The sequence below is a fragment of the Duganella paludis genome (assembly GCF_054461335.1).
In genome coordinates this window covers 2,724,316-2,740,534 of sequence record NZ_CM136922.1, presented here as the reverse complement: position 1 = coordinate 2,740,534, position 16,219 = coordinate 2,724,316, and the positions used below count along the sequence as shown (strand labels likewise).

Below are 16,219 nucleotides of genomic sequence, written 5' to 3'. Positions count from 1 at the left end.
GCTGCACCTAGTCGCTGCCGGCCCGCTCGATCACCAGGATGCGCGCCTGGCCGCGCGGGTGGGCGCAGTGCGCGTCGCCCTCGGCCGCGAAGAAGATGTCGCCGGCTTGCAGGGGCGCCACGTGTTCGACGCCATCGACGCGATAGTGCATGTCCACCACACCATCCATCACGGCAAACACCTCATCGCCGTCGTTGATGTGCCAGCGGTAGGGCTGGTCGGTCCAGTGCAGGCGCACGGTGGCGTCGGGGATGGCGGCGATCTGTTCGGCGCCCCAGGCGCGCGTGGCCGTGAACTCCGTGCTGCGCACCAGCTTCATGCTTCGTTCCAGTCGTATTCCATCTGGCGCGCGGTGCGCACGGCCAGGTCGCGGCCGGCCAGCCGCGCCACCAGGTGCAGCGACATGTCGATGCCGGCCGAGATGCCGCCCGAGGTCACCACGCGGCCGTTGTCGACCCAGCGGCGCTCGCTGCGCACCTCGACTTGCGGCCAGCCCTGGCGCAGCTCGTCCAAGTCTTCCCAGTGGGTGGTGGCTGGCTGGCCGTCCAGCAGGCCGGCTTCGGCCAGCAGCAGGGCGCCGGTGCAGACCGAAGCCGTCAGTTCGCTGGCGCGCGCCATGCCGGCGATCCAGGCGATCACCTCCGGCCGCGCCAGCTCGGCGCCGACCACGCCGCCGGGGATGATCAGGACGTCGATGGCGCCGCAATCGCCGAAGTCGGATTCCGGCCGCAGTTCCAGCCCGGCGCGGGCGATCACCGGCGCGCGGCTGGCGCCGATGGTGCGGACGCGGAACGGCGCCTCGCCGCCCGGCGCCAGCTTGCCAGCCACGCGCGTGGCGCAGGTGAAGACTTCGTAAGGTCCGGAAAAGTCCAGAACTTCAACGTTGTCGAATATGTAAATGCCTATGGTGCGTGTCATGTGCGGCCTCCGGTTGTGAGGTCCCATGGTGCCATCGCCGTGCTTGACACAAATGACATTCATGGTTGAATATCTGCCACATGACAACCACTATCTGGCTGCTGGTCTATCCGGGCTTCGTGCTGCTGGACGCCACCGGCCCCGCCCAGGTGTTCTGCACCGCCAACGATGACGCGCGCGACGCCGGCCGTCCCGAGCCGTATCGCATCCGCATGGTGTCGCCGGCCGGCGGCGCCGTCGCCTCGACCGCCGGCGTCACCGTCCTGACCGAAGCGCTGCCGCCGGCGGACCAACTGGCCGGCGCCACCCTGCTCGTGTCCGGCGGGCGCGGCCTGGAAAACGGCGACAGCCCGGTGCTGGCCCCGGCCGTGCTGGACTGGGTGAGGGCGGGCGCCACCTGCCTCGCCCGCTGCTGTGCGGTCTGCACCGGCGCTTTCGTGCTGGCGCGCGCCGGCCTGCTGGACGGCCGCCGCGCCGTCACCCACTGGCTGGACGCCGCCGCCCTGCAGGCCCAGCATCCAGCCATCACGGTGCAGGACGACGCTATATATATGCGCGACGGCGCCTTCTACACCTCGGCCGGCATCGCCGCCGGCATGGATCTGGCGCTGGCCCTGGTGGAAGAGGACCAGGGCCGCGCCGCCGGGCTGGCGGCGGCCAAGCGGCTGGTGATCTTCTTCAAGCGTCCCGGCGGCCAGCGCCAGTTCAGCTCGGAGTTGCTGGCGCAGGCCGATCCGCAGGGCTTGCATGGCCGGCTGACCGACTGGCTGCGCGCGCGCCTGCAGCAGCAGCCGGACGTGGAACAGATGGCGGCCGCTTGCGCCCTGTCGGTGCGCACCCTGCACCGGCGCCTGCAGCAGGAGGCTGGCATTTCTCCGGCCCAGCTGCTGCAGCGGCTGCGCATGGAGGCGGCTTGCGCGCTGCTTGAACGGCCCGGCATGACGGTCAAGCGGGCCGCCCACCAGAGCGGCTTCGGCAGCGAGTACAATCTGCGGCGCGCATTTGCCGCGCAACTGGGCGTCGCGCCCAGCGACTACCAGGCCCGCTTTGGCTGAAGGGAAATATATGCGTGAATTCGAGACATGGCTGGCCCGGGTTTTACTGCTGAACAGCGCGCTGGCGCTGGGCGTGTGCCTTGGCCTGCTCGGCGCGCCGCTGGCCGACGCCGATCGCTATGTGGTGTTCGGCGCCGCTTTGCTGGGCTTCCTGGCGGCCGTGGCGTCGCTCAAGCGCTGGCGTCTGGGCGCGTGGGGCGGCGGGTTGTACTACGCCCTGCAACTGGCCAGCTATTTCCCCGCCGACGGCAGCTGGCAGTTCAGCGTCAAAGCCGGCCTCAGTATCGGGCTGGTGTTGCACCTGGCCAACGGCGTGCTGGTCTTCAACCTGGTGGCCGCCGCCCTGCTGGCCGCCACCGCCATCCTGCTGCGCTGGCGCCCGCCGGCGAGCGTCATCCGCTTGTCATAGTCGCGCGCTACAATTAAAAATTGCTAAGTGGCAATTTTATTGTGTATTTGCGCTCGAAAATTGCATGCGTGATCACACCATAATCACTGATTAATCATGTTGTTACGACAGGTTGCGTAGGTACGACATCACGCAATAAAAATTCCACTGGGCAATTACTCAATATATAATGAATGGTTGGAATTGCCTGCTCAGCGTGCGTCACCCGCGCGATTGTTCTGGAATGCGGGATGTTTCATTGCTGAAAAAAAGTTTACTTAATGAAAGTCCGAAAACCGTCGTTATATACAGAACGGAATGGAGTTTGCACTCCGCTCGGCATAAATTGCTTTTGAGAAATACCTGCTCTGGGATGCTCTGACGATGCTGGTCTGGCCCGGTGGCATAGAGATAAAAACCGATTTTTTAGATCATCGACAAACCAAAACAGGGCTTGAGTCGCGGGCTGCAGACCGCGGGTCGAGTGCGCTCTGAGTATGGCCGTACCCTCCAGGAGAAATTAGAATGAGCAGCATTTTCGTCAACTTTAGCACCGCGCAAATCGCGGCTGCCTCGACTTCTCAAATCACGTCCTTGGGGACGGAGGACATCGCGGGGCTCAATTCTGATCAATTCCAAGCGTTCACGACCAACCAAATCCAGGCCCTGACGACCACGGCCCTCGCCGGCGGCTTGACCAGCGCCCAAGCGCCGTACATGACCGCCAACCAGGCCGGCGCCCTGTTGTCGAACCAGTTGGCGGTGCTCACCACCTCCAGCGTGGCCACGCTAGCCACCGCCGGCATCGCGGCGCTATCGACCAACAGTATTGCCGGTCTGTCCGTCAACCAGACCAAAGCCCTGACCACCGACCAGATCGTCGCCTTGTCGGCCAACGTCGCCGGCGCCCTCGGCACGGCCCAGGTTGCTGCCCTGAGCTCCACCCAGGTCGCCGTGCTGGAAACTGCCGACCTCGGCGCCATCAAGACCGCGGCCATCGCCGCGCTGAGCACCAGCCAGGTCGCTGCACTGACCACCCTGCAATTGTCGACCCTGGCGACCGCCTCGCTGAGCGCTCTGAGCACCAGCGGCATCGCCGCGCTGGACACCGAACAAGTCGTGGCGCTGACCGGCGCCCAACTGGGCAGCCTGACGAACGCCCAGTTCGCAGCCCTGAGCAGCAACGCCATCGGCGCGATCGAGACCGCCGACCTGTCGGGCCTGACCACCAACGAAATCGCCGTACTGCGCACCGCCCAGCTGGCTGGCCTGACGGCCGCCCAACTGGCACTGCTGTCGACCAATCAGATCGTGGCATTGAGCACCGGTTCTGCCGCCGTTCTGAGCACCGCGCAAGTGGCCGCGCTGACCGCTGCCCAAGCCGGCGTGCTGAGCGCCGCACAAGTGGTCGCGTTGTCGACCAACGCCACCGCTGCACTGGAGACGGCCGACTTCGCCGCCCTGAGCACCGCCGCCGTCGCCGCGCTGACCGCTGCGCAAGTGAAAGCGCTGACCACCCAACAAATCGTAGCGCTGACCGCCAATCAGGCCGGCGCGCTGAGCACCGCCCAAGTGGCCGGCCTGTCGACCGACGATGTGGCTGCATTGGAAACGGCTGACCTGGGCGCGATCAAGACCGCCGCCATCGCCGCCCTGAGCACCGCCCAGGTTGCCGCGCTGAGCACCCTGCAACTGTCGACCCTGGCAACCGCCTCGCTGACGGCCCTGACCACCGGCGGCATCGCCGCGCTGGGCACCAGCCAAGTGGCAGCCCTGACCGGCGGCCAACTGGGCAGCCTGACCACCGCGCAATTTGCCGCGCTGAGCAGCAACGCCATCGGCGCGATTGAAACCGCCGACCTGGCCAGCCTGACCACCAGTGAGATCGCCGTGCTGCGCACGGCCCAGCTGGCCGGCCTGACCGCCGCCCAACTGGCGCTGCTGTCGACCAACCAGATCGTTGCCCTGAGCACTGCTGCCACCGCCGCGCTGAGCACCGCCCAAGTGGTGGCGCTCACCGCCGCCCAAGCCGGCGTGCTGAGCGCCGCGCAAGTGGTCAGCCTGTCGACCAATTCGGTCGCCGCGCTGGAAACGGCCGACTTCGCCGCATTGAGCACCAACGCGATTGCCGCGCTGACCGCCGCACAAGTCAAAGCACTGACCACCCTGCAGATCGTTGCGCTGACCGCTGGTCAAGCCGGCGCACTGAGCACCGCGCAAGTAGCCGGCCTGTCGACCGACGACGTAGCGGCACTGGAAACCGCCGACCTCGGCGCGATCAAGACCGCCGCCATCGCCATCCTGGGGACCTCGCAAGTCGCAGCCCTGAGCACCCTGCAGCTGTCGACCCTGGCGACCGCTTCGCTGACCGCCCTGAGCACCGGCGGCATCGCCGCATTGGACACCGAGCAAGTCGTCGCCCTGACCGGCGCCCAACTGGGCAGCCTGACCACCGCCCAATTTGCCGCACTGAGCAGCAACGCCATCGGCGCCATCGAAACCGCCGACCTGGCCAGCCTGACCACCAATGAAATCGCTGTGCTGCGCACGGCGCAGGTGGCCGGCCTGACCGCCGCCCAAGTGGCGCTGCTGTCGACCAACCAGATCGTTGCCCTGAGCACCGCTGCCACCGCCTCCCTGAGCACTGCCCAAGTGGTGGCACTGACCGCCGCCCAAGCCGGCGTGCTGAGCACCGCGCAAGTGGCCAGCCTGTCGACCAACGCGATCGCCGCGCTGGAAACGGCCGACTTCGCCGCCCTGAGCACTAACGCCATCATCTCGCTGACCCCGGCGCAGATGAAAGCCCTGACCACCCAGCAGATCGTTGCGCTGACCGTCGGCGAAGCTGCCGCGCTGAGCACCGCGCAAGTGGCCGGCCTGTCGACCACCAACGTGGTGGCACTGGAAACCGCCGACCTGGGCGCGATCAAGACCGCCGCCATCGCCGCCTTGGGTACCGTCCAGGTCGCCGCGCTGACGACCCTGCAACTGTCGACCCTGGCAACCGCTTCGCTGACCGCCCTGAGCACCGGCGGCATCGCCGCGCTGGACACCGAACAAGTTGTCGCCCTGACCGGCGGCCAACTGGGTAGCCTGACCACCGCGCAATTTGCCGCGCTGAGCAGCAACGCCATCGGCGCGATTGAAACCGCCGACCTGGCCAGCCTGACCACCAGCGAGATCGCCGCACTGCGCACGGCCCAGCTGGCCGGCCTGACCGCCGCCCAACTGGCGCTGCTGTCGACCAACCAGATCGTTGCCCTGAGCACCGCTGCCACTGCCGCACTGAGCACCGCCCAAGTGGTGGCGCTGACCGCCGCGCAAGCCGGCGTGCTGAGCGCCGCACAAGTGGTCAGCCTGTCGACCAACTCGATCGCCGCGCTGGAAACGGCTGACTTCGCCGCACTGAGCACCAACGCGATTGCCGCGCTGACCGCCGCGCAAGTCAAAGCACTGACCACCCTGCAGATCGTTGCGCTGACCGCTGGTCAAGCCGGCGCACTGAGCACCGCGCAAGTGGCTGGCCTGTCGACCGACGACGTGGTGGCACTGGAAACCGCCGACCTCGGCGCGATCAAGACCGCCGCCATCGCCATCCTGGGGACCTCGCAAGTCGCAGCCCTGAGCACCCTGCAGCTGTCGACCCTGGCGACCGCTTCGCTGGCCGCCCTGAGCACCGGCAGCATCGCCGTGCTGGACACCGAGCAAGTCGTAGCACTGACCGGCGCCCAGCTGGGCAGCCTGACCACGGCCCAGTTCGCAGCCTTGAGCAGCAACGCCATCGGCGCCATCGAAACCGCCGACCTGGCCAGCCTGACCACCAATGAAATCGCCGCGCTGCGCACCAGCCAGCTGGCCGGCTTGACCGCCGCCCAGGTGGCCCTGCTGTCGACCAACCAGATCGTTGCGCTGAGCACCGCTGCTACCGCCTCCCTGAGCACTGCTCAGGTAGTCGCGTTGACCGCCGCCCAAGCCGGCGTGCTGAGCACCGCGCAAGTGGCCAGCCTGTCGACCAACGCGATTGCCGCGCTGGAAACGGCCGACTTCGCCGCCCTGAGCACCAATGCCATCATCTCGCTGACCCCGGCGCAGATGAAGGCGCTGACCACCCAGCAGATCGTTGCGCTGACCGTGGGCGAAGCTGCCGCGCTGAGCACCGCGCAAGTGGCCGGCCTGTCGACCACCAACGTGGTGGCTCTGGAAACCGCCGATCTGGGCGCGATCAAGACCGCCGCCATCGCCGCCTTGGGCACCGCCCAGGTCGCCGCGCTGACGACCCTGCAACTGTCGACCCTGGCAACTGCCTCGCTGGCAGCCCTGAGCACCGGCGGTATCGCCGCGCTGGACACCGAGCAAGTCGTCGCGCTGACCGGCGCCCAGCTGGGCAGTCTGACCACGGCCCAGTTCGCAGCCTTGAGCAGCAACGCCATCGGCGCCATCGAAACCGCCGACCTGGCCAGCTTGACCACCAATGAAATCGCCGCGCTGCGCACCGCCCAACTGGCCGGCCTGACCGCCGCCCAAGTGGCCTTGCTGTCGACCAACCAGATCGTTGCCCTGAGCACCGCCGCCGCCGCCGCACTGAGCACCGCGCAAGTGGTGGCGCTGACCGCTGCCCAAGCCGGCGTGCTGAGCACCGCGCAGGTGGCCAGCCTGTCGACCAACGCGATCGCCGCGCTGGAAACGGCCGACTTCGCCGCCCTGAGCACCAATGCCATCATCTCGCTGACCCCGGCGCAGATGAAAGCGCTGACCACCCAACAGATCGTTGCACTGACCGTCGGTGAAGCTGCTGCGCTGAGCACCGCGCAAGTGGCCGGCCTGTCGACCACCAACGTGGTTGCACTGGAAACCGCCGATCTGGGCGCGATCAAGACCGCCGCCATCGCCGCCTTGGGTACCGCCCAGGTTGCGTCGCTGACGACCCTGCAACTGTCGACCCTGGCAACGGCTTCGCTGGCAGCCCTGACCACCGGCGGCATCGCAGCCTTCGGCACCGACCAGGTTGTTGCCCTGACCGGCGGCCAACTGGGTAGCCTGACCACGGCCCAATTTGCCGCGCTGAGCAGCAACGCCATCGCCGCCATCGAAACCGCCGACCTGGCCAGCCTGACTACTAATGAAATCGCTGTGCTGCGCACGGCGCAGGTAGCCGGCCTGACCGCCGCCCAAGTGGCGCTGCTGTCGACCAACCAGATCGTTGCCCTGAGCACCGCTGCCACCGCTTCCCTGAGCACCGCTCAAGTAGTTGCGTTGACCGCTGCCCAAGCTGGTGTGCTGAGCACCGCGCAAGTTGCCAGCCTGTCGACCAACGCGATCGCCGCGCTGGAAACGGCCGACTTCGCCGCCCTGAGCACCAACGCCATCATCTCGCTGACCCCGGCGCAGATGAAAGCGCTGACCACCCAACAGATCGTTGCACTGACCGTCGGTGAAGCTGCCGCGCTGAGCACCGCGCAAGTGGCCGGCCTGTCGACCACCAACGTGGTTGCGCTGGAAACCGCCGATCTGGGCGCGATCAAGACCGCCGCCATCGCCGCTCTGGGCACCGCCCAGGTTGCCGCGCTGACGACCCTGCAACTGTCGACTCTGGCGACCGCCTCGCTGGCGGCCCTGACCACCGGCGGCATCGCAGCCTTCGGCACCGAGCAGGTCGTCGCCCTGACCGGCGGCCAACTGGGCAGCCTGACCACCGCGCAATTTGCCGCGCTGAGCAGCAACGCCATCGGCGCGATTGAAACCGCCGACCTGGCCAGCCTGACCACCAATGAAATCGCCGCGCTGCGCACCAGTCAGCTGGCCGGCCTGACCGCAGCCCAATTGGCGCTGCTGTCGACCAACCAGATCGTTGCGTTGAGCACCGCTGCCACCGCTTCCCTGAGCACTGCTCAAGTAGTCGCGCTGACCGCCGCCCAAGCCGGCGTGCTGAGCACCGCGCAAGTTGCCAGCCTGTCGACCAACGCGATTGCCGCGCTGGAAACGGCTGACTTCGCCGCCCTGAGCACTAACGCCATCATCTCGCTGACCCCGGCGCAGATGAAGGCGCTGACCACCCAGCAGATCGTTGCGCTGACCGTCGGCGAAGCCGCTGCGCTGAGCACCGCGCAAGTGGCCGGCCTGTCGACCACCAACGTGGCTGCGCTGGAAACCGCCGATCTGGGCGCGATCAAGACCGCCGCCATCGCAGCACTGGGTACTGCCCAGGTTGCGTCGCTGACGACCCTGCAACTGTCGACCCTGGCGACCGCCTCGCTGGCGGCCCTGACCACCGGCGGCATCGCAGCCTTCGGCACCGAGCAAGTCGTCGCCCTGACCGGCGGCCAACTGGGCAGCCTGACCACCGCGCAATTTGCCGCGCTGAGCAGCAACGCCATCGGCGCCATCGAAACCGCCGACCTGGCCAGCCTGACCACCAGTGAGATCGCCGTGCTGCGCACGGCCCAGCTGGCCGGCCTGACCGCCGCCCAACTGGCGCTGCTGTCGACCAACCAGATCGTTGCCCTGAGCACCGCTGCCACCGCCGCACTGAGCACCGCCCAAGTGGCCGCACTGACCGCCGCGCAAGCCGGCGTGCTGAGCGCCGCACAAGTGGTCAGCCTGTCGACCACTTCGGTCGCCGCGCTGGAAACGGCTGACTTCGCCGCACTGAGCACCAACGCGATTGCCGCGCTGACCGCCGCGCAAGTCAAAGCGCTGACCACCCAACAGATCGTTGCACTGACCGCAGGTCAAGCCGGCGCGCTGAGCACTGCGCAAGTGGCCGGCCTGTCGACCGACGACGTGGTGGCACTGGAAACCGCCGACCTCGGCGCGATCAAGACCGCCGCCATCGCCATCCTGGGGACCTCGCAAGTCGCAGCCCTGAGCACTCTGCAGCTGTCGACCCTGGCGACCGCTTCGCTGGCCGCTCTGAGCACAGGCAGCATCGCCGTGCTGGACACCGAGCAAGTCGTAGCGCTGACCGGCGCACAACTGGGCAGCCTGACCACGGCTCAGTTCGCAGCCTTGAGCAGCAACGCCATCGGCGCGATCGAAACCGCCGACCTGGCCAGCCTGACCACCAATGAAATCGCTGCGCTGCGCACCAGCCAGCTGGCCGGCCTGACCGCCGCCCAAGTGGCGCTGCTGTCGACCAACCAGATCGTTGCCCTGAGCACCGCTGCCGCCGCCGCACTGAGCACCGCCCAAGTGGTGGCGCTGACCGCTGCCCAAGCCGGCGTGCTGAGCACCGCGCAAGTGGCCAGCCTGTCGACCAACGCGATTGCCGCGCTGGAAACGGCCGACTTCGCCGCCCTGAGCACCAACGCCATCATCTCGCTGACCCCGGCGCAGATGAAAGCGCTGACCACTCAACAGATCGTCGCACTGACCGTCGGTGAAGCTGCCGCGCTGAGTACCGCGCAAGTAGCCGGCCTGTCGACCACCAATGTGGTTGCACTGGAAACTGCCGATCTGGGCGCGATCAAGACCGCCGCCATCGCTGCCTTGGGCACCGCCCAGGTTGCCGCGCTGACGACCCTGCAACTGTCGACCCTGGCAACCGCTTCGTTGGCAGCCCTGACCACCGGCGGTATCGCAGCCTTCGGCACCGAGCAAGTCGTCGCCCTGACCGGCGGCCAACTGGGTAGCCTGACCACCGCGCAATTTGCCGCGCTGAGCAGCAACGCCATCGGCGCGATTGAAACCGCCGACCTGGCCAGCCTGACCACCAATGAAATCGCTGCGCTGCGCACCAGCCAGCTGGCCGGCTTGACTGCCGCCCAAGTGGCGCTGCTGTCGACCAATCAGATCGTTGCCCTGAGCACCGCTGCCACCGCCTCCCTGAGCACTGCCCAAGTGGTGGCACTGACCGCCGCCCAAGCCGGCGTGCTGAGCACCGCGCAAGTGGCGAGCCTGTCGACCAACGCGATTGCCGCGCTGGAAACGGCCGACTTCGCCGCCCTGAGCACCAACGCCATCATCTCGCTGACCCCGGCGCAGATGAAAGCGCTGACCACTCAACAGATCGTTGCACTGACCGTCGGTGAAGCTGCCGCACTGAGCACCGCGCAAGTGGCCGGCCTGTCGACCACCAACGTGGTTGCACTGGAAACCGCCGATCTGGGCGCGATCAAGACCGCCGCCATCGCCGCCTTGGGTACCGCCCAAGTCGCCGCGCTGACGACCCTGCAACTGTCGACCCTGGCAACCGCCTCGCTGGCGGCCCTGACCACCGGTGGCATCGCAGCCTTCGGTACCGACCAGGTTGTCGCGCTGACCGGCGGCCAACTGGGTAGCCTGACCACGACGCAGTTTGCCGCGCTGAGCAGCAACGCCATCGGCGCCATCGAAACCGCCGACCTGGCCAGCCTGACCACCAATGAAATCGCTGCGCTGCGCACCAGCCAGCTGGCCGGCCTGACCGCCGCTCAACTGGCGCTGCTGTCGACCAACCAGATCGTTGCCCTGAGCACCGCTGCCACCGCTTCCCTGAGCACTGCTCAAGTAGTCGCGCTGACCGCTGCCCAAGCCGGCGTGCTGAGCACCGCGCAAGTGGCCAGCCTGTCGACCAATGCGATCGCCGCGCTGGAAACGGCCGACTTCGCCGCACTGAGCACCAACGCCATCATCTCGCTGACCCCGGCGCAGATGAAAGCACTGACCACCCAGCAGATCGTTGCGCTGACCGTCGGTGAAGCTGCCGCGCTGAGCACCGCGCAAGTGGCCGGCCTGTCGACCACCAACGTGGTTGCTCTGGAAACCGCCGATCTGGGCGCGATCAAGACCGCCGCCATCGCCGCTCTGGGCACCGCCCAGGTCGCCGCGCTGACGACTCTGCAACTGTCGACCCTGGCAACTGCCTCGCTGGCGGCCCTGACCACCGGCGGTATCGCAGCCTTCAGTACTGACCAGGTTGTCGCGCTGACCGGCGGCCAATTGGGCAGCCTGACCACGGCTCAGTTCGCAGCCTTGAGCAGCAACGCCATCGGCGCCATCGAAACCGCCGACCTGGCCAGCCTGACTACCAATGAAATCGCCGTGCTGCGCACGGCCCAGCTGGCCGGCCTGAGCGCCGCTCAATTGGCGCTGCTGTCGACCAACCAGATCGTTGCCCTGAGCACCGCTGCCACCGCTTCCCTGAGCACTGCTCAAGTAGTCGCGCTGACCGCTGCCCAAGCCGGCGTGCTGAGCACCGCGCAAGTGGCCAGCCTGTCGACCAACGCGATCGCCGCGCTGGAAACGGCCGACTTCGCCGCCCTGAGCACTAACGCCATCATCTCGCTGACCCCGGCGCAGATGAAGGCGCTGACCACCCAGCAGATCGTTGCGCTGACCGTCGGCGAAGCTGCCGCGTTGAGCACCGCGCAAGTGGCCGGCCTGTCGACCACCAATGTGGTTGCACTGGAAACCGCCGATCTGGGCGCGATCAAGACCGCCGCCATCGCCGCCTTGGGCACCGCCCAGGTTGCGTCGCTGACGACCCTGCAACTGTCGACGCTGGCGACCGCCTCGCTGGCGGCCCTGACCACCGGCGGCATCGCAGCCTTCGGTACCGACCAGGTTGTTGCTCTGACCGGCGGCCAACTGGGCAGCCTGACCACGACGCAGTTTGCCGCGCTGAGCAGCAACGCCATCGGCGCCATCGAAACCGCCGACCTGGCCAGCCTGACCACCAGTGAAATTGCCGCGCTGCGCACCAGCCAGCTGGCCGGCCTGACCGCCGCTCAACTGGCGCTGCTGTCGACCAACCAGATCGTTGCCCTGAGCACCGCTGCCACTGCCGCACTGAGCACCGCCCAAGTGGTGGCGCTGACCGCCGCGCAAGCCGGAGTGCTGAGCACCGCGCAAGTGGCCAGCCTGTCGACCAACGCGATCGCCGCGCTGGAAACGGCCGACTTCGCCGCCCTGAGCACTAACGCCATCATCTCGCTGACCCCGGCGCAGATGAAGGCGCTGACCACTCAGCAGATCGTTGCACTGACCGTCGGTGAAGCCGCTGCGCTGAGCACCGCGCAAGTCGCCGGCCTGTCGACCACCAACGTGGTTGCTCTGGAAACCGCCGACCTGGGCGCGATCAAGACCGCCGCCATCGCCGCCTTGGGCACCGCCCAGGTTGCATCGCTGACGACCCTGCAACTGTCGACCCTGGCAACGGCTTCGCTGGCGGCCCTGACCACCGGCGGCATCGCAGCCTTCGGTACCGACCAGGTTGTTGCCCTGACCGGCGGCCAACTGGGCAGCCTGACCACGACGCAGTTTGCCGCGCTGAGCAGCAACGCCATCGGCGCCATCGAAACCGCCGACCTGGCCAGCCTGACCACCAGTGAAATCGCCGCGCTGCGCACCAGCCAGCTGGCCGGCCTGACCGCAGCCCAATTGGCGCTGCTGTCGACCAACCAGATCGTTGCCCTGAGCACCGCTGCCACTGCCGCACTGAGCACCGCCCAAGTGGTGGCGCTGACCGCCGCGCAAGCCGGCGTGCTGAGCACCGCGCAGGTGGCCAGCCTGTCGACCAACGCGATCGCCGCGCTGGAAACGGCCGACTTCGCCGCCCTGAGCACCAACGCCATCATCTCGCTGACCCCGGCGCAGATGAAAGCGCTGACTACCCAGCAGATCGCTGCACTGACCGTCGGTGAAGCTGCCGCGCTGAGCACCGCGCAAGTGGCCGGCCTGTCGACCACCAACGTGGTTGCTCTGGAAACCGCCGATCTGGGCGCGATCAAGACTGCCGCGATCGCCGCTCTGGGTACCGCCCAGGTTGCGTCGCTGACGACCCTGCAACTGTCGACTCTGGCAACTGCCTCGCTGGCAGCCCTGAGCACCGGCGGTATCGCAGCGTTCGGCACCGACCAGGTTGTCGCCCTGACCGGCGGCCAACTGGGCAGCCTGACCGCCGCCCAGTTCGCAGCCTTGAGCAGCAACGCCATCGGCGCCATCGAAACCGCCGACCTGGCCAGCCTGACCACCAGCGAAATCGCCGTGCTGCGCACGGCCCAGCTGGCCGGCCTGACCGCCGCCCAACTGGCGCTGCTGTCGACCAACCAGATCGTTGCCCTGAGCACCGCTGCCACCGCCACGCTGAGCACCGCTCAAGTGGCTGCGCTGACCGCCGCGCAAGCCGGTGTGCTGAGCACCGCGCAAGTGGTCAGCCTGTCGACCAACTCGATCGCCGCGCTGGAAACGGCCGACTTCGCCGCCCTGAGCAGCAACGCCATCGGTTCGCTGACGGCAGCGCAGATGAAGGCGCTGACCACCCAGCAGATCGTGGCGTTGAGCGCTGGCCAAGCCGGCGCGCTGAGCACCGCGCAAGTGGCTGGTCTGTCGACCAACAACGTGGTGGCACTGGAAACCGCCGATCTGGGCGCGATCAAGACCGCCGCCATCGCCGCCTTGGGCACCGCCCAGGTCGCCGCGCTGACGACCCTGCAACTGTCGACGTTGGCAACCGCCTCGCTGGCAGCGCTGACCACCGGCGGCATCGCCGCGCTGGACACCGAGCAGGTCGTGGCACTGACCGGCGCTCAACTGGGTAGCCTGACCACCACGCAGTTCGCCGCGCTGAGCAGCAACGCCATCGGCGCCATCGAAACCGCCGACCTGGCCAGCCTGACCACCAGTGAGATCGCCGTGCTGCGCACGGCCCAGCTGGCCGGCCTGACCGCCGCCCAACTGGCGCTGCTGTCGACCAACCAGATCGTTGCCCTGAGCACCGCTTCCACCGCCGCGCTGAGCACCGCGCAAGTGGTGGCGCTGACCGCCGCCCAAGCCGGCGTGCTGAGCGCTGCGCAAGTGGTCAGCCTGTCGACCAACGCGGTTGCCGCGCTGGAAACGGCCGACTTCGCCGCGCTGAGCACCAACGCCATCGGTTCGCTGACGGCAGCGCAGATGAAGGCGCTGACCACCCAGCAGATCGTTGCGCTGACCAACGGCGAAGCCGCCGCGCTGAGCACCGCGCAAGTGGCGAACTTGTCGACCAACAATATCGCTGCACTGGAAACCGGCGACCTGGGCGCGCTCAAAACCGCCGTGCTGGCGACCTTGTCCACCAACCAGGTCCAGGCGCTGACCACCGCGCAGGTGAACACCCTGGCCACCGCCACCCTGGCGGCACTGAGCACCGGCAGCATTGCGGCGCTGACCACCGCCCAGGTGGTGGCCTTGACCGCGGCCCAGCTTGGCAGCCTGGCCACGGCGCAAATCACCGCGCTGTCCACCAGCAGTGTGGCGGCGATTGAAACCGCTGACCTGTCGGGCCTGACCACCAACGCGATGGGCGTGCTGCGCACCGCGCAGGTCGCCGCCCTGAGCACCACCCAGGTGGCCAACCTGTCGGCCAACCAAGTGGCGGCGCTGGGTACCAGCAGCGTGGTGTCGCTGAGCACCGACCAGATTGTGGCGCTGACCACCAGCCAGGTCTCGTCGCTGGGCACCACGCAACTGAGCGTGCTGAAAACGGCGCAGTTGGCGGCGATCGAAACGGCCGACATCGGTGTCATCAGCACCGCCGGCTTGACGGTGCTGACCAGCGCCCAGCTCGGCGCGTTGAGCGCCAGCCAGGCTGCCGCGCTGACCGCCAACCAGGTTGCCGCGCTGAGCTCGCGCCAGATCGTCGGCCTGAGCACGGCGGCGATCAACGGACTGGAAACGGCCGACCTGGCGGCGATGTCGACCAACGCCGTGGCCGGCCTGACGACGCGCCAGATTGCTGCGATCTCGACCCAAGGCATCGCCGGCATGACGACCAACCAGATCCACGCGCTGTCCACGCAGCAGATCCACGCGCTGAACTCGGCCCAGTTCCACGCCATGACCCCGAGCCAGACTTCGGCGCTGATCTCGCTGACGCCGATCGTGCTGGACCTGAACGGCGACGGCATCCAGACCGTCGGCATGGAGCAGGGCGTCGAATTCGACCTGCTGGCCAATGGCAGCCAAGTCAAGACCGGCTGGGTCAGCGGTGGCGACGGCTTGCTGGTCCTCGATCGCAACCATGATGGCGTGATCAACGATGGTCGCGAGCTGTTCGGTTCGGGCACCACGCTGGCCAACGGCACCAAGGCCGCCAACGGCTACGAAGCGATGGCCGAGCTCGACACCAACGGCGATGGCGTCATCGACAGTTCGGACAGCGCCTTCAGCAGCCTGCAGGTGTGGGTGGATGGCAACGGCGACGGCATCAGCCAGGCCGCTGAACTGCAATCCCTGGCGGACCTGGGCATCACCAAGCTGAATCTGGATGTCAAACAGACGCTGGAGGCCAGCGGCAACGGCAACTTCATCGGCGCCAAGTCGACCTTCGAGACCAGCGACGGCAAGACCCACCAGGCGGCCGACGTCTGGTTCCAGGTCGGCGCCGCCTCGCAGGCCCTGACCAGCAACGTCAGCGGCATGACCCAGGCCATGGCGACGTTTGCCGCCGGCAGCGGCGCCAGCGCACCGGCGGGCGGACAGCTGGATGTACGCGGTAGCGGCGTCAACGCCAATGCCGCCCAGCTGGCCGACGCGCTGAAACGCTACGGCGCCGACGGCAAGCCAGCCAGCCTCGATAGCACCGTGGTCGACAGCGAGCTGCGCCTCAAAGCGCTGCAAGGTGGCGCCCAAGGTTACCTCGCGGTACCGCACAAATAAGGCCTGCGGCAGCGTAGCAAGCTAAAAACGGCAAGGCGCAAGCCTTGCCGTTTTCATTTGTACAACAGATGCGCTGGCCCGCTTTTTGCCTTTCCACACATAAACAAAAACAGCTTAATGCGCTGCGGAAAAAAGTCGCTTTACGCTAAGCAGGCGTCGGGACGAACGGGAAGGCATGGTTGTGGTTTTTTTGCGCCGAACTTCGTTGTCTCCTGGAAAAAATAACGCAGTGCATCCTAAAGTTGTT

Annotated in this window: 5 protein-coding genes; 3 read left to right on the top strand and 2 right to left on the bottom strand. The window is 67.4% G+C overall.

The window, feature by feature from the left end:
* Positions 1–7: 7 nt before the first annotated feature.
* Positions 8–319, bottom strand: a complete 312-nt coding sequence (locus ACXZ1M_RS12235; protein WP_459053422.1) for a cupin domain-containing protein — start codon at positions 317–319, stop codon at positions 8–10.
* Positions 316–918, bottom strand: coding sequence for a DJ-1/PfpI family protein (locus ACXZ1M_RS12230; RefSeq protein WP_459053421.1), 603 nt, complete (start codon positions 916–918; stop codon positions 316–318). Before ACXZ1M_RS12230 ends, ACXZ1M_RS12235 begins: the two co-directional genes overlap by 4 nt.
* Positions 919–998: 80 nt before the next feature.
* Here ACXZ1M_RS12230 and ACXZ1M_RS12225 point away from each other — a divergent pair, with 80 nt between their 5' ends.
* From ACXZ1M_RS12225 to ACXZ1M_RS12215, 3 genes are all read left to right on the top strand, one after another.
* Positions 999–1,973 carry a GlxA family transcriptional regulator gene (locus ACXZ1M_RS12225; RefSeq protein WP_459053420.1) on the top strand — a complete coding sequence of 325 codons (975 nt, stop codon included), beginning with the start codon at positions 999–1,001 and terminating at the stop codon, positions 1,971–1,973.
* Positions 1,974–1,983: 10 nt separating this feature from the next.
* On the top strand, positions 1,984–2,382 hold the full coding sequence (locus ACXZ1M_RS12220) for a hypothetical protein (protein WP_459053419.1): 399 nt from the start codon (positions 1,984–1,986) through the stop codon (positions 2,380–2,382).
* A gap of 504 nt (positions 2,383–2,886) precedes the next feature.
* The gene (locus tag ACXZ1M_RS12215) at positions 2,887–15,972 is read left to right on the top strand and encodes a beta strand repeat-containing protein (RefSeq protein WP_459053418.1); all 13,086 of its coding nucleotides are present in this window, start codon (positions 2,887–2,889) and stop codon (positions 15,970–15,972) included.
* The last annotated feature ends 247 nt before the right edge of the window (positions 15,973–16,219 follow it).